Annotated in this window: 19 protein-coding genes; 5 read left to right on the top strand and 14 right to left on the bottom strand. The window is 50.7% G+C overall.

Going from position 1 to position 21,669, the window contains the following annotated elements:
- Window positions 1–3 precede the first annotated feature (3 nt).
- Window positions 4–606 (bottom strand): guanylate kinase, encoded by a 603-nt coding sequence (gmk, locus tag P8J86_01380; GenBank protein MDG2053338.1) that lies wholly within the window; start codon window positions 604–606, stop codon window positions 4–6.
- Window positions 607–719: 113 nt separating this feature from the next.
- Here gmk and der point away from each other — a divergent pair, with 113 nt between their 5' ends.
- The 3 genes from der to P8J86_01365 all read left to right on the top strand — a co-directional run bounded on the left by der (window position 720) and on the right by P8J86_01365 (window position 5,521).
- On the top strand, window positions 720–2,159 hold the full coding sequence (der, locus tag P8J86_01375) for a ribosome biogenesis GTPase Der (protein MDG2053337.1): 1,440 nt from the start codon (window positions 720–722) through the stop codon (window positions 2,157–2,159).
- A gap of 274 nt (window positions 2,160–2,433) precedes the next feature.
- Window positions 2,434–3,708: a regulatory iron-sulfur-containing complex subunit RicT gene (ricT, locus tag P8J86_01370; GenBank protein MDG2053336.1), complete on the top strand. Its 1,275-nt coding sequence runs from the start codon at window positions 2,434–2,436 to the stop codon at window positions 3,706–3,708.
- A gap of 76 nt (window positions 3,709–3,784) precedes the next feature.
- Window positions 3,785–5,521 carry a S26 family signal peptidase gene (locus P8J86_01365; protein ID MDG2053335.1) on the top strand — a complete coding sequence of 579 codons (1,737 nt, stop codon included), beginning with the start codon at window positions 3,785–3,787 and terminating at the stop codon, window positions 5,519–5,521.
- Here P8J86_01365 and P8J86_01360 read toward each other — a convergent pair.
- Window positions 5,511–7,445, bottom strand: coding sequence for an SIMPL domain-containing protein (locus P8J86_01360; protein ID MDG2053334.1), 1,935 nt, complete (start codon window positions 7,443–7,445; stop codon window positions 5,511–5,513). The genes P8J86_01365 and P8J86_01360 overlap by 11 nt on opposite strands.
- On the opposite strand from P8J86_01360, the gene P8J86_01355 reads away from it, so the two are divergent.
- The gene (locus P8J86_01355; GenBank protein MDG2053333.1) at window positions 7,436–8,014 is read left to right on the top strand and encodes a DUF456 domain-containing protein; all 579 of its coding nucleotides are present in this window, start codon (window positions 7,436–7,438) and stop codon (window positions 8,012–8,014) included. The two genes, P8J86_01360 and P8J86_01355, sit on opposite strands and share 10 nt — an antisense overlap.
- Before the next feature lie 7 nt (window positions 8,015–8,021).
- Here P8J86_01355 and P8J86_01350 read toward each other — a convergent pair whose 3' ends face one another.
- The 12 genes from P8J86_01350 to P8J86_01295 all read right to left on the bottom strand — a co-directional run bounded on the left by P8J86_01350 (window position 8,022) and on the right by P8J86_01295 (window position 20,930).
- On the bottom strand, window positions 8,022–10,109 hold the full coding sequence (locus tag P8J86_01350) for a GspE/PulE family protein (GenBank protein MDG2053332.1): 2,088 nt from the start codon (window positions 10,107–10,109) through the stop codon (window positions 8,022–8,024).
- A gap of 47 nt (window positions 10,110–10,156) precedes the next feature.
- Window positions 10,157–10,906: a hypothetical protein gene (locus P8J86_01345; protein MDG2053331.1), complete on the bottom strand. Its 750-nt coding sequence runs from the start codon at window positions 10,904–10,906 to the stop codon at window positions 10,157–10,159.
- A 30-nt stretch (window positions 10,907–10,936) separates the two neighbouring features.
- Entirely contained in the window at window positions 10,937–11,497 is a 561-nt protein-coding gene (gene pilO, locus P8J86_01340) for a type 4a pilus biogenesis protein PilO (protein MDG2053330.1), read from the bottom strand.
- A 2-nt stretch (window positions 11,498–11,499) separates the two neighbouring features.
- On the bottom strand, window positions 11,500–12,285 hold the full coding sequence (locus P8J86_01335) for a PilN domain-containing protein (protein MDG2053329.1): 786 nt from the start codon (window positions 12,283–12,285) through the stop codon (window positions 11,500–11,502).
- A gap of 11 nt (window positions 12,286–12,296) precedes the next feature.
- Entirely contained in the window at window positions 12,297–13,541 is a 1,245-nt protein-coding gene (pilM, locus tag P8J86_01330; protein MDG2053328.1) for a pilus assembly protein PilM, read from the bottom strand.
- 286 nt (window positions 13,542–13,827) lie between these two features.
- Window positions 13,828–14,460 (bottom strand): futalosine hydrolase, encoded by a 633-nt coding sequence (gene mqnB, locus P8J86_01325; protein MDG2053327.1) that lies wholly within the window; start codon window positions 14,458–14,460, stop codon window positions 13,828–13,830.
- Between the two features lie 20 nt (window positions 14,461–14,480).
- The gene (gene hisS / locus P8J86_01320; protein MDG2053326.1) at window positions 14,481–15,806 is read right to left on the bottom strand and encodes a histidine--tRNA ligase; all 1,326 of its coding nucleotides are present in this window, start codon (window positions 15,804–15,806) and stop codon (window positions 14,481–14,483) included.
- A 128-nt stretch (window positions 15,807–15,934) separates the two neighbouring features.
- Window positions 15,935–17,608, bottom strand: coding sequence for an SPFH domain-containing protein (locus tag P8J86_01315; protein ID MDG2053325.1), 1,674 nt, complete (start codon window positions 17,606–17,608; stop codon window positions 15,935–15,937).
- Between the two features lie 14 nt (window positions 17,609–17,622).
- Window positions 17,623–18,198: a hypothetical protein gene (locus P8J86_01310; protein ID MDG2053324.1), complete on the bottom strand. Its 576-nt coding sequence runs from the start codon at window positions 18,196–18,198 to the stop codon at window positions 17,623–17,625.
- 140 nt (window positions 18,199–18,338) lie between these two features.
- Window positions 18,339–18,497 (bottom strand): hypothetical protein, encoded by a 159-nt coding sequence (locus P8J86_01305; GenBank protein ID MDG2053323.1) that lies wholly within the window; start codon window positions 18,495–18,497, stop codon window positions 18,339–18,341.
- 130 nt (window positions 18,498–18,627) lie between these two features.
- Window positions 18,628–20,307, bottom strand: a complete 1,680-nt coding sequence (locus P8J86_01300; GenBank protein MDG2053322.1) for a methylmalonyl-CoA mutase family protein — start codon at window positions 20,305–20,307, stop codon at window positions 18,628–18,630.
- A gap of 101 nt (window positions 20,308–20,408) precedes the next feature.
- Window positions 20,409–20,930 (bottom strand): hypothetical protein, encoded by a 522-nt coding sequence (locus P8J86_01295; GenBank protein ID MDG2053321.1) that lies wholly within the window; start codon window positions 20,928–20,930, stop codon window positions 20,409–20,411.
- A 176-nt stretch (window positions 20,931–21,106) separates the two neighbouring features.
- Here P8J86_01295 and ispF point away from each other — a divergent pair, with 176 nt between their 5' ends.
- The gene (ispF, locus tag P8J86_01290; GenBank protein ID MDG2053320.1) at window positions 21,107–21,628 is read left to right on the top strand and encodes a 2-C-methyl-D-erythritol 2,4-cyclodiphosphate synthase; all 522 of its coding nucleotides are present in this window, start codon (window positions 21,107–21,109) and stop codon (window positions 21,626–21,628) included.
- Window positions 21,629–21,669 lie beyond the last annotated feature (41 nt).

Here is a 21,669-nt window from a genome sequence, read left to right as displayed (position 1 = left end):
TGTTTAGCTGCATTTGCGGGCAATAATGAGATCGATGGTCTCTTGTACGGCGCTATCAAAGTTCTTGTTGACGACAAAGGCATCGTAGGCACCGCTTGAATGTGCCAGCTCAATCTCTTTCATGGCCGCTGCAAGTCTGGCTTTCATGGCGTCTTCATCGTCTCTGCCACGGGAGGTGAGGCGGCGAACCAGCTCTTGCTCACTTGGAGGCAAGATAAAAATCATCAGGGCATCCGGTTGATGTGTTCGGACTTGTAGAGCACCTTGCACATCAATATCAAGAATGACCAAGTCGCCATTCTCTAGGTGTGTCTCAACTTCATCGCGAGGGGTTCCATACAGATCTCTTCCGAAGACCTCGGCATATTCAAGAAATGCATCATTATCGATCATCAGTTGAAAATCTTCATGGGACAGAAAGCGGTAGTCCCGTCCATCAATTTCTTCTTTTCCTCGAGAGCGGGTCGTCGCTGAAATACTGAAATGGCCATTGAGACGCTGCATGATCTCATGCGCAATAGACGTCTTGCCCACCCCTGATGGCCCAGAAAAGACCAAAAGCAATCCGCTGGAACGCGTGGTATTGGATAGAGGCGTTTCGGCCATAGTGGCAGTGTACCGGGAGCATGGCGAGTGCCGAGGGTCTGGAGGGCAAGCCTCTGTAAATTGAGTGGCAAAGATCCGACCGAGGCAGCCTTTCAGGCAGTACAATCGCCCGAATGGTCTATCCGAAGGTTGCTATTGTCGGTCGCCCGAATGTGGGCAAGTCGAGTCTTTTGAACTGGTTGACGCGGCAGCGAATTTCTATCGTCGACCCGACGCCAGGTGTGACGCGGGATCGTGTCAGCGCTGTGATTGAAGTTGACTCGCCCCTTGAGGCTCCATCGGGATCGAAGCCTAAAGATATCGAGTTGATCGATACCGGAGGGTGGGGTGTTTATTCGGCCGACGGCAAGCGATTTACAGATGCTGGCGAAGATCTGTCGCAACTGACAGGACTGATTGAGCATCAAATTCGAACGGCAATTGAGGACGCTGCTTTAATCTTATTTGTCATCGATGGCCAGGCTGGTCCTACAAGTCTGGATAAGACGGTGGCATCTTTACTAAGAAAATGGGGATGCGTCGATCGTGTGGCGATCGTAGCGAACAAGACTGATGGTGACTCATGGGTTCCATCGGCGCTTGAAGCAGCTGCAATGGGAATGGGTGAGCCAGCGTGTGTGTCTGCGATGAATGGTTTTGGCATGGGCACACTATTGGATTTGATGTGGACACGCGTAGATGGCATGCCTCCTAGTGAAGAGGAAGATGAGGCAGGCCCACTAAAGGTTGCAATTGTTGGGAAGAGAAATGCAGGTAAATCAACGCTCGTCAATGCGCTAGCAGGCACAGATCGGGTGATTGTTTCAGAAATTGCAGGCACAACACGCGATGCGATTGATGTCAAAATTGAATTTGACGGGCGTGATTTTATAGCAATTGATACAGCGGGTTTACGACGGAAAAAAAGTCTGGCAGACTCGATTGAATACTATGCGTATCACCGTATGCTCCAAGCAATCCGACGGGCAGATGTTGTTTTGCTATTGATTGATGCGACAAAACCAATTTCAACGGTCGATCAAAAGTTAGCGCAGGAGTTACAGCGGCAACTCAAGCCCACGGTCATGGTGATGAATAAGTGGGATCAGGTTGATGAAAAGACGGTGACACCTGATCAATTCTTAGAATATCTGACGAGTCAGTTGCGCGGATTGGACTTTGCGCCAATTATCTTTGTGAGTGCTCTTGAGGGTGATGGATTGGGAGATTTACTGAGCCTTGCTTGTAATCTTCATGAGCAAGCATCGCATCGTGAAAGTACCGCGAAGATCAATACTGTAGTTGGGGCCATTATGGATAAGCGAGGGCCGTCATCTCGCTTGGGTACACAAGCAAAGTTGTACTTTGCTTCTCAGGTGAGTACCAATCCCCCAACCTTGGCGTTGGTTGTCAATCGTCCCAAGCTGTTTCGTGGCCGCTACGAGCGATACCTTATGAATCGTTTGCGTGAAGAGCTTCCATTTAGCGAGGTTCCCATTCGTCTCATGTTCTCGAAGCGAACGCGCAAAACCCTACATGCCCTGCTGTCTGGCGAGATGGACCTGGAGCAGTAAAACCTTGCCGCGGCATGATTGAGGGGTGCTTTGGGTAGGATCTCTCGGCATATTTCGCTGCGTTTTTGGTGATGGTCCTGGTATACTTAAGCCTTCAATGCGTTTGGAACCCAGGCAGTGTCAGGTCTGTCTGGGTGTATAAAAAACCATCCTGATGACATTCTAAGCTGCAAAATCTTCCTTGACGGAGCGGCACAGGTTCACCTGTGTTCAATTTGAGTCATGAAGGCTCGTCTTATTTTGCAACTTGTTTCGTAACGCATTGGATCAATATATGTCAATTGTCCCCTTACCAGTCTTTGAAGCAGATGCTGACGCCAAGCATCGTGATGGATTGACGATCGAAGAGCAGCATGCTCAATTGTCACCTCCAGAGACCTTAGTGGTGCGTTTTGGAGCACTCCGATGGGTTGGTGAATATGCCTATGAAGGCGATCTTTCGCCAGGTTGTGGGACCAAGCTTGTTGCTCGTACACATCGCGGCACAGAACTGGTGGAGATGCTCACCACGACATGCTCAAATGCGGGTTGCGGAAAATCCCTCACACGCAAAGAAATGTTGAAGTACATCGATCAAAGTGGCGGTAAGGATTACCCTTTTTACACCAAGGGTAAAGTCCTGCGGGTCGCCACAGTTGAGGATCTCAATCAACAGTCGAAGCTTAATGGCAATAAAGCAGCCTTATTGAGCACATGTCGAGCTGACGTAAAGAAATTTAATCTGGATATGAAGATCGTTGATGTGGAGCCAATACTCGGCCAAGAGATCATGACTTTCTATTACATGTCGGAAGATCGGGTTGACTTTAGAGAGTTAGTACGGGGTCTTGCTTCTCAAGTAAAGGCTCGTGTTGAGATGCGTCAAGTTGGTGCTCGTGATGAGGCAAGGCTCGTTGCTGACTATGAACGATGTGGTCAGCACTGTTGTTGTCAGAACTTTCTTAAAGTGCTGAAGCCAGTATCAATGCGATCAGCCAAGGTGCAGAAAGCAACGCTGGATCCACTTAAGATTTCTGGACGTTGTGGGCGTTTGATGTGTTGTCTTCGATATGAGGATCAAACCTACAAAGAACTGAAGTCGAAATTACCACATCGTAAAACACGAGTAGGCACACCAGAGGGACCTGGAATTGTCTTGGATTCTAAAGTGCTCGTGCAACTCGTCCTGGTTGAATTAGAAGAGGACCGACGCCAAGTTGCGGTACCCGTCGAGGCTTTGATGGATCCAGACGCTTGCCCCAAACCTGGAGCAGCCAAACCCGATGATCCACTTCGTGGTCTAAGTGAGGAAGAAGCCTCCAAACGATCTGGGCGTGAGCCAGGACAGAAGCGTCGCGGTCGTGGCAATCGCGGCAGCGCCGGCAAGCAGGGCGATGGTTCCAATCCACCTAAGAAACACAAGGGGCCAGCTGCGGAAGACCAAGCAGCACAAGGATCAACCAAGAGCTCGTCGACGGAGTCGAGTGCGAAGCCGAAGCGTAAACGCAAGCGTCGTAGAAGGCGACGTCCAGGTGGTGGGAGCAATAAGCCCTCTGAGGGAAATGCGTAGAAAGTAGCTCTCCTAGTGCATTGCTTATTCCAAGAGTGTCTCTTCGTCTTGGCCGTAGCCTGCTAGAATGCCTGATATGCCCCCGCATTCTGATCACAGATCGAGTCAGTCTGGAAGTCGCACAAGCGAATCTTCAGAGGTCACCAGTGGTAACACAGCGATGGACACCATCCAGACGCTGATTGTTGCATTTGTATTGGCAATGACATTCCGAGGTTTTGTTGTCGAGGGATTTGTTATACCAACCGGCTCAATGGCGCCGACCCTCTTAGGTCAACATGAACAGGTTTATGATTCACAGACGTCCTATGCATTTTCGGTTGGCTGGGATGCGACGCGGGCCGCATTTGGTGGTGTCCTTGTTTCACCAATGCTAGGACGTGATATCAGAGTGCAGAAGCCAATGGAGCCACTCCCAAGACCTCGTATGGGCGACCGCATTCTTGTTCTGAAGTGCTTATATGCCTTGCTGAACCCGAGCCGTTGGGATGTCGTCGTATTCAAAAATCCGACCGATCCTCTTGGCCCCTCTGCCAACTACATTAAGCGGCTGGTGGGACTACCAGATGAAACACTGTGGCTTGCTGACGGAGATGTTTTTACAAAAACAGAGAATCGTCCTGACTTTGCAATTCAACGTAAGCCGCAAGATATCCAACGTGATGTTTGGCAACTGGTGTATGGAAGTGATTATATTCCGATTGAACCAGATGAACTTTGGTATGTCGCCGATACGCAAGCGCGTCAGCAGTTTTTGCGACGTAATCCTGGTGTAGAACGGAGTGATCGAGGAGGGGCAGTGCGATTGCCTCCTGGTGATTCAAGCCTTAGTTCTTTTTCAGGACCACCTTGGCAAAGTGATCCACCGGAAGCCTGGGATGTTCGACAGAGCCGATCTTATAAAAGTGATGGAATGGGGATCAGTCGACTTGTCTGGGATAACAAGAGGATGCGACTTGATGATTGGCTCCCATACAACATGCTTTCCTCTCCACAGCCGACTATTAATGTCAGCGATTTGAGAATCGCATTTGATATTGTTGCTCAAGAGCCAGACGGTGAAGCCATCGTGCAGATTGTTGCTCAGAGCCATGTCTTCCAATTTGTGCTGACAAAGGACGAAGCCATTGTTCGCATGCGGCTTGATAGTGATGGAAGTGTGTGGACAGAATCTTCCGCACCCTTTGCTTGGCCTGAGCCGGGTAAATCAATCAGTATTGAGTGTTGGCGGGTTGACCAAGCAATGTACCTATTCATCAATGGGTCAGCGGCCGTCGAGCCATTGCTTTATCAATGGTCGCCGGTTGATAGACTTCGTTTTGCGACGGGCCAAATCGATGTAGCAGAGACTGATTCTAAATTGTATTTGACCTCTATACCGGAGACGAGCCTTGCTCTGGAATTCTCGGGGTCACCAATGACACTGACGCATCTTGAGGTCAGTCGTGATTTGTACTATCGGCCAGTCATGACAAAGTCGGCGACTGTCGATCGGAACCCAACGCCACCAGGCAAGGAGCATTTGGTGGGCTTGGGAATGCCAGGTTACGGAACCCGCCCTGGACGATTTGCAGAGCTCGGGCCGGATCAGTTCTACATGCTTGGCGATAACAGTATGCTTTCACTCGACTCTCGTTTATGGGGAAACCCAGCTCCAGTTATTGCGGCGCAGATCGACGATAGCCCGTACTTAGTGGACCGTCGTTTGTTGATTGGTAAAGCGTTCTTTGTTTACTTCCCAGCCCCGCTTCCTCTATCAAAAGGTGGGGCAGGAATTGTGCCCAACTTTAGTCGACTGAGATTCATTCGCTGACAGACGGAGAGCTCTTGTTTCCGATCTCTTTTTTGTCTAGTAATCGCCAGACTTGCCGTATATCAGAACGAGCATCTTGTTTTCGTTGTGTGAGAGAAGCAATATCTGGCAAACCAGAATCAATAATCATCTGAACTTCTTTGCTCTTCAAGAGGTAAGCCATTTGCGGCGCACGTTGTCGAGCTTGTTCGAGCGCTTCTAAGTCAATGATGCGAGGCATCAATTCAACCTCGGTCCATCTGATGTTGTTACGATCGGTTCCAGCCTGGGCAAGCGTATCAATGATTGCCATAAGCGTGAGCAGGTCAGCACTGGACATGGACGGCGCTATGTGCTTATGAGAGGTCGTCCAAAAACGAATGTCAGCCGTGTCGTTTTCAATTGCCTGAATGTACCCAAATGGATCAGAAACAGACAGGTTGGTGACCGTTTGTCGTAAGTCTTTGCCTATCGGATCTTGTGGTTTCTCAGCGATGATTCGGGCGAGAATTCTATTTGCTTCACGTATGCTTTGTTGGGCTACCATTGCACTTAAGAGACGGTGGTCTTCACTTAGATGGTGGATCATGCGGTAGGCAGAATTTAAATCAGCGGTGGCATCTTCAAATCGATTGTTGGCGAGATGGTAAGCAGCTCGTAACAAGATCGCTCGAATCCCGTTTCTCATGTGAGCGGTGTACCAGGGGCCAAGTGGTGCACTTGGTTCAGGAAGCAGTACTGAAAAATCGCACTGTTCCAGCATTGCTGCTTCGGCAAACAGTGCTAAGGCAGCGGTGATGTCTTCCTGATTGATTGTTGGACCGGTTTGGTATGGAGCCCCAGGGTCAATTGCTAACAAAGCAAGCTTCTGTTCGTCTGGTATTTCTTTGTACCGGGTAAAAGCGTTTTGGTAGATGATTGCCGCATTGACTTTTTCTGCGGGTTTTAAATTGCCGCTGGCAATCTTTTCCAGCGTGGCGATGCGTTGATCGAGTTGTAAATTCGTGGCAGTGATCTGTTGAGCGACCTTGTCAAATGCGGGCGTCAATTGAGCAGCCAGTTGGCCATAGCCTCCGCCCTCAACAAAGTTGCTCCACTCTAAGAGTTTTCGTTCTTGCTCTAAGAGATCTTCTTCTTGAAAGATGACCATAAACTCGTCCATGGCTTGGTCATACTCTCTTATATTTTCGTCAAGTGAGCGCTGTGTTATCAGCAGTGGATCTATTTGAAGTTCCTCGAAAGATAAGTCAGTACTCCCGGGAGACTCGAATTCACGAATCGCCCAATTGCTCATCATTACTTGTTCCATAGCCATGGACTCAAGGAAATTAAAATCCTTCTCTCTAAGTTGCTTCGTGGCGCTGAGTAAACGATCACAGTTACTGGGTTCAAGCTCTGCTCGATCAAGAGCTTGCTGCACTTGCTGGTCCACACTTGTAAAGTTAGCGACCGAAACCAAAGAGCTTATAAATAGTGAATCACTGGAGGTATGATCAGATATGCGATAGCCCGCATTGAGACTCTCAACAGCCTTGTTGGTGTTGCCTTGTGCTAAATTCAATTTAGCATCGGCAGCCAAAATTTTTGATGCAGTTCGAAGTGGGCTAAGATGAGGCACAAGTAAGCTGACGCCTTGTGAGTAATCTAAGTGGTGATCACAGTATTGCCGATGGGCACCTTTGTGGAGTAGGGCGATGGCGCCTTTGCATCGCTCCATTGCACTGACCACTCGCTGATTGGGAGTCCTTATTGGGTTTTCAAGGTAGAGATAGATGGCGTTGAGATCTTCCTCAGGAAGTGCCATAATCTCATTACTTGCTTGCTGGTACCAGTATGCGGCGTTATCTGGCTTGAAATCTTGTCCCCGAAGAGGCTCAGCAGCAAGTGTTGTGAGCAAGACAGCAAGGGCAACAATATTGAGGGATGTTGACGGACATGATGTCATTACATCATGATACAGGCGTCATGCTCATAATCTCATATCTTGTTGCTCTGATATTCACCTTTTTGGCGGCCGGATGCCTCATCCTTGTCTTGTTGGGTTTGCCTGGCACATGGCTTATGTTGATCTTGGCTGTTGGGGTTGAGTTGATTGACACCATGTGGATTGGCAGTGAAGACAAAGAGACGTTCGGTTGGATATGGATTGGTGTTTGCGTCGTTCTAGCAGTTCTCGGTGAGGTCTTAGAAGCCATCGCCGGTGCCGTTGGTACTCGTAAAGGAGGTGGTACGAAGCGAGGAATGATCGGAGCTATTATTGGTGGGATTGTCGGCGCTATTGCGTTGACGCCATTCATTCCGATACCAATTCTCGGTACTCTTATTGGCGCATTGATAGGAACATTCGTGGGCGCATTGATTGGTGAGATGACTGGTCGCAATCAAGTTGGCGGTGGGACGATGGCTAAGGCAGCAATCGGTGCCACGATTGGTCGACTGTTAGGAACAATGGGTAAGTTCCTGATCGGTGTCGTTATCTTTGCGGTGTTAGTCGTCACGGCATTCTGGCCGTAATGTTTCTTTAACGACTATCTTCAGTGACGCGTAGTACTTCATCAATGGTGGTAATTCCGCGATCAACCTTTGAAAAACCATCTTGGCGTAAGGTGATCATGCCGCGTTGGACGCACAGATTTCGTAGCTCTGTGACGTTGGGGCTTGCAACGATAGAATCGCGGATGGTGTCATCGATATGCAGTAGTTCATAAAGGCCAACTCGACCTTGATAGCCAGTATTTCGGCATCGTTCACAGCCAGTGCTTTGTTTAATATTATTGGCATTGACGCCAGAATCGCGTACCAGATCTTCGAGCTCTTTAGGAAGCTCTGATGTTGTCAGGCAGTGTGAGCAATTGCAACGGACTAATCGCTGAGCCAGCACAGTGCTGACGGCGGATGAAATCAAGAATGGCTCAATGCCAATGTTAATTAAACGTGTCAACGAGGATGGCGCATCATTGGTATGCAATGTTGAGAGAACCAAGTGTCCAGTAAGTGATGCCTGAATTGCGATTGTTGCAGTCTCTTGATCACGAATTTCGCCAATCATGATGACATCTGGGTCCTGACGCATCAGGGAGCGAAGGGAACTAGAAAAAGTCAATCCAATGCGTTCATGGGTTTGGATCTGTGTGATGTTCCCGATTTGATACTCCACGGGATCTTCCACCGTAGCCACGTTGAGCTTACGTAAGTCCATCTGCTGCAGTGATGAATAAAGGGTGGTCGTTTTACCAGAGCCAGTTGGTCCCGTCACCAAGATGATCCCGTGCGGTTGTGTGATTTGGTGCTTCCAGTGAGTCAAATGTTCCGTCGAGAAGCCTAAGTCTTCCAATGGAACCTGAATGGCGCGATTGTCGAGGATACGAAGTACAGTCTTTTCGCCCCGAGCAGTTGGTACGGTCGACACACGTAGATCAACTTTGCGGCCATGAACATTGGCGCGGATCCGACCATCTTGTGGAAGTCGGCGTTCGGCAATATCCAAGTTTGCCATGATTTTTATACGTGATGTAATTGCTGCGAATAGTTTCTTTGGCGGTGTCAGGACTTCATAAAGAACACCATCGATTCGGAATCGAACCTTGAGTGCTTTTTCTTCAGGCTCAATATGAATATCTGATGCACCTTCTTTGAGTGCTGTTTGAATAATATGATTGACATAACGAACAACTGGGGAGCTGTCAGCTTCATCATCGACAGACTTATCTTCATCAGAGGCACGAAGTACTTCGACATCGTCTTCTTCAACATCGCTCAACAGTTCATCAATGTTGTACTCTTCCGCTTCGGTATCGGTGGCAGTATCAAGTACCGCTCGAATATCAGCGCGGGTGAGGAGTACGTGTTTTACTGAACTAACCTTGAGTCGGCGTTTGACATCATCCAGCAGAAATACATCATCCGGACTTGCTGTTCCAACGACAAGGCGTGTGCCCTCTTTTCGAAGCGGAAGTATAAAAGCTTGTCGACAGAAATCTGCTCCAAGACGATTGAGTAATTTCAGATCAACGGCGTCTTCTTGGTCAAGGTCCAGTCGTTCGAAAGAGAGGCGATTGATTTCTGCGACAATGGCTTGGATGTCTGCTTCAAAAGCGCCCATTTCGATGAGCGTATCTGCAAGTGGCTTACCAGGTGATTGTTTAATGACCCGCTGAGCACTCGTTAGTAATTCGGCCGTGATCACTTCTCTTTCAACGAGGCAGCTGCCCAGATCTATTTGTTCTTGGCTTATGCCATCTTCTTCTGGTGAGTAAATTTCCCGTAGCGCATCGGTTGGTCTGATGCGGTTTGGATTGGCGTCGTCAGCTGCCATAGATGTGGTTGCTTCTTCGCCAAGGCCTCGACCAGTAAGATCTGGAGGGCGTGGCGTTTCGCTTGGATCATTGCGCACGAAGATCGGCACGCCGCTATTTGTGGAGTCGGAGTTAACTGAAGGCGCACCGATGACTCGGTCGAGGTCATGGTGGTCTGTCTCCGTGCCTACAGCTGGTTCTTTGGAATCAGCAGCACGATTGTCAGCACTGGCTTTATCGGTGCCGTCGTGTTCAAGACCTGCTTCAATACCACCAAGTTCTTTTAAAACGTCATCTAGATCGAACTTACCCACCGTCGATACTCCATAAACTTGAGTCTGTCCCCATTTGTGAGAGCGGATTAGTTCCGCTTCAGGGGAATAACAACTTCGACTTCTAAATCAAGTTCAGGCGCACGTGCAGATGCAGTCACCGCAGTGTTTCCAATCGCCTTAATTCTGAATTCAATACCTGCATCTGTCATAATAGAGTCATTGATTCGGACAATGGAACCATTGACGTTCGCAAGAGCGACAGCGCCCATAATGATTGATTTGACCTTCAGCTCTTCGGCCGCTTTGAGAATATCACTGCGTCTGGATTTTTGATCCGACAACCAACGAGCTTCTGAGTGCCGTCCGATTGAGTTTAGGTCATCGTTCGGATCCGGCATTGAGACAGATGCGGTCAATAGCACAAATGGATTCCGCTGAACATCTTGGAGTAGCACCTGGCGAGCTGTATATGGTTCGCTCAGTACCTCAAGAATAGCTCGATCCGTTTCTGCAGCAACTGCCAAAATGTTGACGGGCATTTCTTCGTTCCCGCCGGTCAAGGTGGTGATGAAGGTGTCAACCTGCTCAAACACGGGATTGACAGTCGTGGCAGCCGCGTTTCGTACAGACTTCCCTAAGAAAAACAGTGATCCACATGCAAGGACGATGGCACCGGACAAGAGCAGTGCCCCTGTTCGCAGGCGGCGGGCACGTGAACCACGCCCGGTGTTGCCTCCGGAATTCATCGCATCAAGGGTTTCATCAAAGACAGGGTCAAGGCTATTGCCCTCGAACTCCTGTCCCTCACTTGTTTGGTTTGGATCATTTAAATTCATGATCATGCTCCGGACGAAAAAAGACCATTCCTAGCCTTCGTAGTAAATACTCAGAATGAAGTCAGCGTTGATGAGGCCTGTGTCACGATCTGCACTGCGTGGTCCTAAAGGGCCACCTGAGTGACGGATCGATAAAGAATGAACACGGGTGATTCGAGGCAACGCTTCGAGCTCCAATAAAAACTGATAGAAGCCATCGAATGACCCTTCAATCTCGATGCGATGGGGCGCTTCGCGATAGTCTGAGGAACCAACCTGTCTCTCTGCTTGTGTCTTAAATGACTGTGGCTCCAAGCCATTGCGGCTGGCAATGGTCCATACCTGAGCAAGAATGACATCAACATGTTGTTTCGATGGTAGCTTGAGTTCAAGCTGATCGATTGCGTCACGGCCTTGGTCAATCATGGAACCGAGATCAGAGATGGTGCGCTCCATCTCAGCTAAGCGTGTAAGGCGTGCCTGTTTGACACGTAGTTTATCTTGAATCTGGCTGATCTCACTGTTGCGAGGTTCAAAAACGTAGAAGTACGCAGCCAGTGGGACGGTGGCTAACAAGATAAAGAAGATCCATTGTCGTGCTCCAATATGCATGGCTATTGGTTCCTCAATTGTTCATGAGCAAGGGTGTGGCTTCTTACTGGTGAATCTGTTTCAGGGATAACAGCACGGGCGACTTGTCCGCCGGGGCCTCGAGGGATCTGTAACGGTGTGATGTTGCTGATATCTGCGGTCTCATTGAGCGTGACATGGATACGAAACTCACGATATTCCTCATCCATAATCTCTTTGCCTTCGGAGTATTCCAGTGACACTGTTTCGAGAAGCTCAAAGTTCTTCAAAGCGTGAATAAATTGTGAGACTTCAAGATCTGTGACAGCGAGCCCAGTGATTTGTAATTTCACTCGGAATTTGGGTGCTGGTTGTTGATCAAGTTCCTTTGCAACGTCTGAGCGTGTTTTTCCTCGCGTAGGACGATTCGAACCGGTCGAAGGATCTGTTGTGAGTTGTCGTACCTTCTCAGAAGTGAGATCAAATTCGAGAATGCTGAGTTGATCAGGCATACGATTGATTACTTCAGCCAATAAGATCGATCGAGGCACACGTTCAACAAGGCTTGATGCCATTTCGGCTTTGGAGAGCATTGACTTCTTTTGCTCTTCTAATTCTGTGAGCTCGTAGATTTGTCGGCCAGCCTCTTCGTACTTCTGGGCGACCTTTGCCTGAGCAGTTCTGATGGTCTGCCACTTTTGATTGGTAACAAAGAAGGCGCCAATAACACCAAGCATCACGATTACGAAGAGCACGCCACTCATAATGTTGGCGCGGAGATCAAGTCGTTCTTCTACATAATCATCAGGAAGGAAGCTCTTGCTAGGCATGTGAAGGGCTCCTAAAGATCGATCGAGCAGGCTGTCAGGCCACAGGGCACAGCCCAGCCGGGCTGTGGCTGGCCGAAAGTCAGACCTGTCACGTTTGAATTACTGGAATAGGCGAGACGAGCGAGTGGATCACCCAACTGGCCGGGAAGACGCAAAGATTTTACAAGTGTTCGACAGAGCCAGTTCTGACGTGCTTCACCACCGACCATGACAACACGATCAATTTGACGTCCAGGGAAAAGGCCATCGTGATAACGAACACACATCGATAGTTCATCAGTCATTGTATCTATGACTTCTTTTAGGGAGAGCTCCTCAATCGGGGAATGTGTATCTGCTCCGCCTATGTCGTGGCGTAGAGCTGGTGCAATCTGACCAATACGCCGATCCGTCTGAACAGCGACACCACCTTGATTACTCATAGCGGCTTCTTGCGCTTTGCCTTGAGCAAGGCCAGCTTTGAAGATGGCCATGCCTTCAGGAGAATGACTTGTGTGTGCTACTTCTGTTTGGTTCATCAGCGAGAGTCGCTGGCTGTGAGCTGCTGAGATATCACAATGATGTTTGTCAGAAATGTGTAAGTCTAGATCACGACCACCAAGTGCGATCGCTCTGGCGAAAACGAGATTACTGCCATGTGCGATGGCAACGCGAGTGGCGCTCCATCCAAAGTCAACATAGAGTGTGCTTGTATTTTGATCAGAATCACGGCGATTCAAATGATCAAAAGCGTGGATCATCGCCATGAGTTCGGAGTGCACACCCACGGCGGTGAGTTTGCACTTCTTGAGCATCGAAACATAACGCATCACCAACTCACGTCGAATCGCCAGGGTGATGATCTCTGTCGCTGGTTGATCGTCACGGTAGACACTGGCGACAGGGAAAGATCGGGAGACGAGGCTTCCAGGCATGCAGTTGAGTTGAATCTGTAGATTGGATTGCACCAAATCTTCCATGTTTGACTCAGTGACGCCGGAGAGCTGCAGATGCTGGATGATGCTCTGCTGGCAAGGGATAGAGAGAATGCAACGCTTGCCCTTGAACTGGCCCTTCTTGAGGGCCGGTGGAAGTTCGCTTGCATAGAACTCCATCTGCTTGTCGAGATCGCCACGTATTTGCGAGGGAATAGGAATCTCAACAGCAGCGAGCAAATCAGGTTGCTCAGCGCTAGAGACTTGCAGCAACTTCAGGCTTGATGAGCCGAAGTCAATTGCAATTGGCGAAGGTTGTGCAGAGAACATACCAAGGCCCATAGGGTGCCTGCCTCCAGTCATGAAGAACACTACGACGAGCCCGATTGGGCTTGCTCGCTTACTTCATCGTCCCTTGGAGGGCCCCGGTTGAGGGGAGATGACCGGATCTGAGTGGGTAGATGTGGATTACGGCATTCGGCGACGAAATGCCCGACTCCAGAGTCCTATAACCACGCTGGCGTAGGAATCATCGGGGCTAGCTTCAGATTACCGGGCCCTAGAATTCATGAGGGCTGCTCTCTTTTTCAGCAAATCGATTGTCATAAGGGCAGCAAGATGATGATGATCAGGCTGACATCAGGGTCTCGATGAGGCGGGGAACGGCCATACGAAGTGTTTCGAGCGCAGCAGGGATGTTCCATTGCTGGCCCTGGCGGTTGCCAGTTTGGTTGCTGATAGAGCGTATTTCAAGCCCAGGAATGCCCAGTCGCCGAGCAGCGTGGACAACAGCTGCACCTTCCATCGCTTCTGCTCTCGCACCAGTACGAGCGGCAATCATCGCCGCTTGATGATCTGTGCCCGAGCAGGTTGCGACGGTTGCGATCGGCCCCTCTTCAAAGAGGCCCTCCAAAGCCTGCATTGCATAATCTGCAACAGGTACAACGTTGCCTTCAAAGTCACCGAGTGTGATGCCGAGGCGTTGCATGGTGTCAAATCCATCAGGTGTCACGATGCCTTCTTCTGCATAGATGCAACAGCTTGCCAATAAGATGTCACCAGTTTCTAAACTGCTTTCCGGTAAGGCGCCAGCGATACCACAGCTAATGACCAATTCAAAAGGTCCCTCTTCGAGCACGGCTTGAGTTGTTGCGGCAGCGGCGTTTGATCTGCCAACGCCACCTGTAACTACATGTACCTCAGGCAAACCACTAACGGCCTGGGCTTCTTGCTCAACTGCAGTGACAATGAGAATGCTCATAGCCTTCTTCTTTATATCTATTACAGGGTGGAAGCGAGATCGTCTAAGCTGACCTCACTTTGAGTTCCAGCATCAAGATCCTTGACAGTGACATGGCCGTGTTCTAACTCACGACCAAGAATAGCGGCTTTTCGGGCGCCAACCTTTCCTGCCTCGCCAAGTAACTTGCCAACGTTACGAGTTGCTTTATACGAATGTCTGACATGGAGGCCCTCACGGCGCAGTCGTGCAGCCAAAGAAACAAGCGTGGTTTCAGCAATTTCTGAACCATCAGAGATCAGAAAGAGATCTGGCCTGGGCTTGAGCTTTGCGGGTTCGATTAAACCGTTGTCTTCGAGAACCAGCCCGAGCACAACATCACCCATGCCAAAGCCACAGGCCGGCATCGCTGGTCCGCCAAAGAGCTCAACCAACTTGTCATATCGCCCGCCGCCAGCAACCGCACGTTCCGCGCCGCTGGTTTCATGGATTTCAAAGACCAACCCGGTGTAGTAAGCGAGGCCACGCACAATACCCAGGTCAAAGTGACACCAGGCATCTGCATCACGGGCAGTCAGCTCATCTCTTAACTCCTCAAAAGCGCCGAGTGCATCTGAAGGCAGGCCTTCAATCTCAGGAATTTTCTGGCCGCCATGACCAATGGCTTGAGCTGCTGCAACAACTTGTTCGTATTGTGCTAACTGGGGAGCAGTGAGACCAATCGCAGCAGCTTTCTCACTGAAAACTTCATTTGGCATGCGATCACGATGATCAATCAGCGTGAAGGCCTGAGGGATATCAGTGTCAGCGACGCCAAGCGAACTCAGTAGTGCAGCAACGACTTGTCGATGACTTATTTTTACTTGTACTTGTGCTGGCGTGAGGCCAAGCCGCGCCAATCCATCAATGGCGGTGGTAATAACTTCCGCATCAAATGCAGGGCCACCACTGCCAACCACATCAACGTTCCACTGTACATGCTCACGTAAGCGACCACGTTGGGGGCGTTCGGCTCGGAAGAGTGTTGGAATTGAGAACCACTTGACGGGTATTGGTAGTGCAGCACCACGGGCGGCAATCATTCGTGCCAGGGTGGGTGTGAACTCAGGCCGCAGTGCGTAGTCAACATCTCCGCCAGCGCGCCTAAAACTAAACAACTCTGAGACAATCTCATCGCCGGACTTGACTGTGTAGAGATCAAGATGTTCAAAGGTAGGCCCATCAACTTGATCAAAACCGTGATCGATAGAGGCCTGCTGCCAGGCGCTCTCTATATGTCGACGTACAGCCATGACATCTGGGTCGAAGTCCCGAGTGCCCTTAGGGGCTTGGTAGCGATGGTTGGCTTTTTTGTTGCGAGAGCCCATGGTGCTAGAAGTGTACCTCAGGTCTTGGTCAGCTATTGCCCGACCCAGCTGGTGCTGTGGCCACTGGGGTGATGGTGGCTGATTGTCATGGTCTCGCTGCTGAATTGAGGCCGCGCCGAGGGCAAGGTTTACTCCGTGGGATGAGGTGGGGGAGTCTTCTTCGGTTCTTCTTCGGTTTGGAGATCCGAGAGAGGCTTGCCCATCTGGACAGTCTGGTCTGGCTGGACTTTCTGATTCTTGCTTCCGACTGAACCGAGCACGTCGGGAAGTTCGATCCCGGCCTGTTCGGCAAGCTCGTGGATCTGAGGCAGGGAGCCGATCATCCCCGAGAGGAAGTTGCTCGTGGCATTTCGACCGTTCTCGCCACGACCACCTTCCCATACGGTGATCTTTTCGATCTTCAGATTGCTGATCGCCCGGACCTGCTCCTTCACTAGTTCCGGGAGCTTCTCGACCAGCAGCAGTGTCGGAGCGAGTTGGGGGTTCCCTCCACAGCTCTCCACCAGTTCTGCATACCCCTTTGCCTTTGCTTCGAGCACCTTTTGGATGCCTTCTGCTTCCGCCTTGTAACGAGCCAGGATTGCATCAGCTTCACCCAGGGCTTCTCGACGTACCTTCTCGGCCTCGGCTTCCGCGGCGATCTCGATCTGCCTCTTTGCGATCTCCTGAGGCGCGATGATCTCCTTGTTGAGCCGGGCAATCTCTTCATCGCGTTCCTTATCGAGAATCGCGCGTTGGGCTTCGGCGGATGCAATTTCTGAGCGTTGCTGAGCATGGGCGCGTACTTCGGCCAGGCGTGCGTTGGACTCGGCGATCTCTGCATTCGACGTGTTCTCGCCCTCGATGGCGAGGGATTCGGCCTTCGCCACTTGGATACGTTGTTCCTGTTCGGCTTCCTTACTTGCGGCAATTGTTTCGGAGTTTCGCTCGGCGGAAGCGATCTCGTAGTCTCGCTTCGATTCGACTTCGCCGGTGATCGCCTTGGATTCGAGTTCTGCAATGGTTATTCGTTGCGCACGCTCGGCCTCCTTGCGACCCTGTTCGGATTTGGATTGTTCTTCAGCCACACGGACATCGCGTTCCCTCAACGCCTCGGCTTCCCCGATCGAACCGTCACGCTCCTGCTGTGCGACCTCGACCTTGGCGCGGTTGATTGCTTCGGCAGCGGCTCTCTTGCCAATCGCCTCGATGTAGTCGCTCTCGTCTGTGATGTCCCTTATGTTCACGTTGATCAGTTCGAGGCCGATCTTGTTGATCTCTTCCGCGACGTTCTCATTGATCAACGCCATGAACTTCTCACGGTCCTTATTGATCTCTTCAATCGAAAGGGTTGCGATGACCAGTCGGAGCTGTCCGAGGATGATGTCTTGGGCCTGTTCTCTGATTGAGTCCTCGCTCATCATCAGTAGGCGTTCCGCCGCGTTCTGCATCAGGATGGAATCGGTCGAGATACCAACGGTGAAGGTCGAGGGTACGTTCACGCGAATGTTGTTCAGCGAAAGGGCACCCTGGAGAGGGATGTCGATGACCAGTGGTTCCAAACCGATGTAGGCGTAGCTTTGAATGACTGGCCATACGAATGTTCCGCCACCGTGGAGGCATTTTGCAGCTCGTTTACCACTGACTCTGCCGTAGACAACCAGGATTCGGTTGGAGGGGCATCTCCGATACTGCTTCAAGAAGAAGATCAGTGCAAAGAGCACCACAAGCAATAGCGCGAAAATCCCTACGATCAGTGGGACCCATTTTGACGGGTCTGAACTTGAAATCGTGGAGAGAGTGAGATTGCTCAGGTATGACATGTGACCTACATCCTTTATTTCGTGCTGTCTGATTGCTGCGATTCAACAAGCACCGTTCGGTCGTCATCCATTGAACTGATGTAGACCTGAGATCCTCTTGCAAAGCTGCCAGTTTTACTTCGGGCTGAGAAATAGCGCATCCGGCCGTCAATGATCACTCTGACTCGACCTCTTGAGTTGGGGTCGTCAGGGATCTTGGTGTACACCGCTGCGCTCTTACCGACAGCATCTTTCGAATCGATGTTCCCACTGGTTTCAAGCTTCTTCATCGAATGAAACATCATTGCGATCATCCATCCAACTGCGAGGCCGCATGCGAGACCGACTACGATCGAAGGAAAGAACTCCCAGCCGATTGAACGGTAGGAAATGAGTGCGCCGTAGCCGAAGCCCATCAGGATTCCAGCAATACCGTTGATAGACAGTAGGCCGATCGAGGGGTCGCCTTCTGTTGCAAAATCGACGTCTCCGCCATCAAGGTCTCCGACTCCAACCAACATGAGCAGCAGTCTGAGGACAAAGATGGCGGTGCCGGCGAAAGCGAAGGCAGAAAACCAGATTGCGTCGTTACCGAAGAAGATATCGATCATTGGTTCATTCCTTCATGCGTCATTCGATGGACTCATCTTCGAAGATGGTGGGTTCCGTGCACGTCCTAAGTCGGGTGCTCTGGTACATCCCCGGTCATCTCGGCAGCAATGTGGACTGGTTCCATCGAGGCATCTTTGTGCTACTCATCCTCTACACAGAGCATACCGAGATCTTCGACAACCATCACCACCGGTGGTCGCACCAACCAGATGGGGCCCTGAGGGAGGGTTGGCGCAACAATCACCATCCACTGAGGCCTTTGCCCGGCACAGGTTGAGGTCGTGGCATTTCGATTCAAGCTAGCCGTCGCCATAAGTGGTCAACAGCAGCCCAAGGTCTCCGCCTCCGACGATGCTGTCGTCGTTCAAGTCTTCGGGGTATTTCACCACTGGATCAAGAATGTTCAGTGGGAATCGACCCGCGCGTTTTTACCACTCAGGGCCACCCATATAGCGGCCATAGATATCAGCCATTGCCTGAACCATCTCACCTAGGGTGCAGCCAACAAGTGATGCTTCGACCAGCGCATCCATGACGTTTTTGTCGTCACGAGCCGTTTGGCGGATTTCATCCAGTGACTTGAGCACGAGTTCGTCATCTCGATTTTTCTTATGAGCGGCTAACCGCTCGCATTGGTTGACTTCAACGTCATGGCCAATCTCTAAGATATCAACCTGGTGTTCGTCGTTCCCCTCTGGATAGGCATTGACGCCAACGATGACTCTGTCTCCAGCCTCCATCTCCTGTCCAAATCGGTAGCTTGCTTCAGCAATTGCACGTCGGAAATAGCCGCGATGGATGCCTTCAACGCAACCACCCATGCCATCAATTTCACTGATGATCTCATTGGCATCCTCTTCCATTCGATCAGTGAGTGCTTCAACAAACCAACTTCCGCCGAGTGGATCCACGGTGCGATGGACACCAGTTTCATGGGCCAATATCTGTTGTGTGCGTAGTGCAACCCGAACAGCTGTTTCGGTTGGAAGGCCGAGTGTCTCATCCATGGAATCTGTATGGAGGCTCTGACAACCACCAAGAACCCCAGCCATGGCTTGATAAGCAACGCGCACGATATTATTCATCGGCTGCTGTTCGGTCAGGGAGCATCCAGCAGTCTGGACATGTGTTCGCATCAGGAGAGAGCGACTATTTTTAGCGCCAAAGCGATCTCGCATGGTGGTGGCCCAAATGCGCCGGGCTGCACGGAGTTTGCAGATTTCTTCAAAGAACTCGCTATGACTATTGAAGAAAAATGAAAGCCGAGGGGCAAATACATCGACATCAAGCCCCCGGTCAATGCAAGCCTGCACATATTCCATGCCGTCTCGCAATGTAAATGCAAGCTCTTGCGTCGCCGTTGAACCGGCCTCTCGAATGTGATAACCGCTAATAGAAACAGAGTTCCAGCGAGGTAGATGCAGGGCGGCATATTCGATTGTGTCGACGACGAGTTTGACAGATGCTTCAGGTGGGTAGATGAATTCATTCTGTGAATGAAATTCCTTAAGGATGTCATTTTGAAGTGTGCCACCGAGCTTCTTCCAGTCCATATTCCGTTGCCGAGCCATGGCAAGATAGAGTGCCCAGATGACGCAGGCCGGGCCATTGATTGTCTGGCTGACGGTCACTTCATCGATCGGAATATCTGCATAGAGACGGTGCATGTCTTCGAGCGTGTCGATTGCAACACCACATCGCCCCACTTCACCAGCAGAAAGCGGATCATCACTATCACGACCCATCAATGTGGGTAGATCAAAAGCAGTAGACAGGCCGGTGTTTGCTTTCGTACCTTTGGCATTGGCTAACAGATATTTGAAGCGAGCATTGGTATCGTCGGCTGACCCAAACCCTGCAAACTGACGCATGGTCCATAGTCGCTTGCGATACATTTCTGGATGAATGCCGCGCGTGTAAGGGAACGCTCCTGAGTTGCCAATGCGAGGGTCAGGGACCTGATCAGATTCAGGGCTGGTGGTGCGCACGCCATCGGGGCCGTAGACAGGGTCGACGATATAGCCTGACATGGTGATTGTCTCAGGATTCAATCCCTGACTGACGGCGTCGGTATCGGATTTTTCTTCTGGCCCACGAAGCTTGCTCATTTTCCATCCCTCGTAAAAAGTAGGTGTGCGACACCTGAACTGTGACATTTTAGGGGATGCCGGTCAGCTTCGCGGAAATAGTGGCTCTGGAGGCCCAAAGCCTACTGATCGTCGTAGTTTTCGAGCCCTGGGATATCTTTTGGCGGAGGGCCACCTTGCGGTGTCCAATCAGGTGGAATCGAGAGGACTTCATCGGTGCGAAGTTCAGAATAGGGCGGATGCTCGGCGTATTCAGGCCCATCTCGCATTGACACATCGAGACGTCGTGACCACTGATTTGGAATGGTGATCGAGTTGCTCAAATGTCCGAATTTGGTGCCAATATCGAAGATCTCGTAACGCATCAGGTCGGGGCGATGCACAGTATCACTGCCTTGATTAGAGAAGAATTGCAGTGTGAGCTGTTTGCCAACAGGGATGTCCACACGGAAGACTACTTCCTCAGTTCTGACATCAACCAGGGTCACGTTCATCGGCATCATGGATGTCGAGTAGTAGGTTGCTGGTCCACCACTCCATGGGAGGATGCCACCTGCTGGGGTATAGCAGCCTGACATAGTGAGTGCTGCCATGAGACCAAATATGAGGGTCATCAGAGGACTTAGGGCAGAGATCTTTCGCATGGGAGCGGCTCCTGGGCATCAGTACGGTTATCCTCAAGACCGATGAGGGCCGTATCAGTGCATGTATTCACTGGCCTTATCGGTCAAAGGTGGGGTATAGGCCACAGGAAACGCTGGTTCGAAGTTTGTCAGCGGTTGATCTGCGGTGATGAGCCGTAGGGAGGTACAGTACAGCCATGAATGGGCATCAAAAATCATTCCCAAGGGTTGGCCACGGTTATGACCTACACCGTCTTGAGCCACTCCCTCCATCAGGCATGGGGAGATCCCTGATCTTGGCTGGTTGCAAGATAGACCACGATCGAGGACCAATTAGCCACTCTGATGGTGATGCAGTGCTTCATGCAGTGACGGATGCAATTCTTGGGGCTCTTGGGAAACCAGACATTGGCGAGCTCTTCCCGAACAATGATCCTAAATTTGAGAGCATGGCCTCTGATGTCTTCTTAACGGAGGCTATTTCTCTCATGCACTCAGCCGGCTTCGATATCGGCAATATAGATATCACCGTGATTTGCCAGCGGCCACGAATATCAAAGTACAAGGCTCAGATGACCTCTCAGATCACCAGATTACTGGGCTGCCAGGAGGGGCAGGTGAATCTCAAAGGGAAGACCCATGAGGAAGTTGATGCTGTGGGTGAGGGGCGTGCAATTGAGGTCCATGTCGTGACCATCTTGTTGCCCCAAGAAAGCTGACTTTTTCATTAAAAACAAGTGCAGGTCTTTCCTGGCCGTGT

This window comes from Phycisphaerales bacterium (assembly GCA_029268515.1).
GTDB lineage: Bacteria > Planctomycetota > Phycisphaerae > Phycisphaerales > SM1A02 > JAQWNP01.
This window is presented reverse-complemented; position numbering and strand designations above follow the sequence as displayed.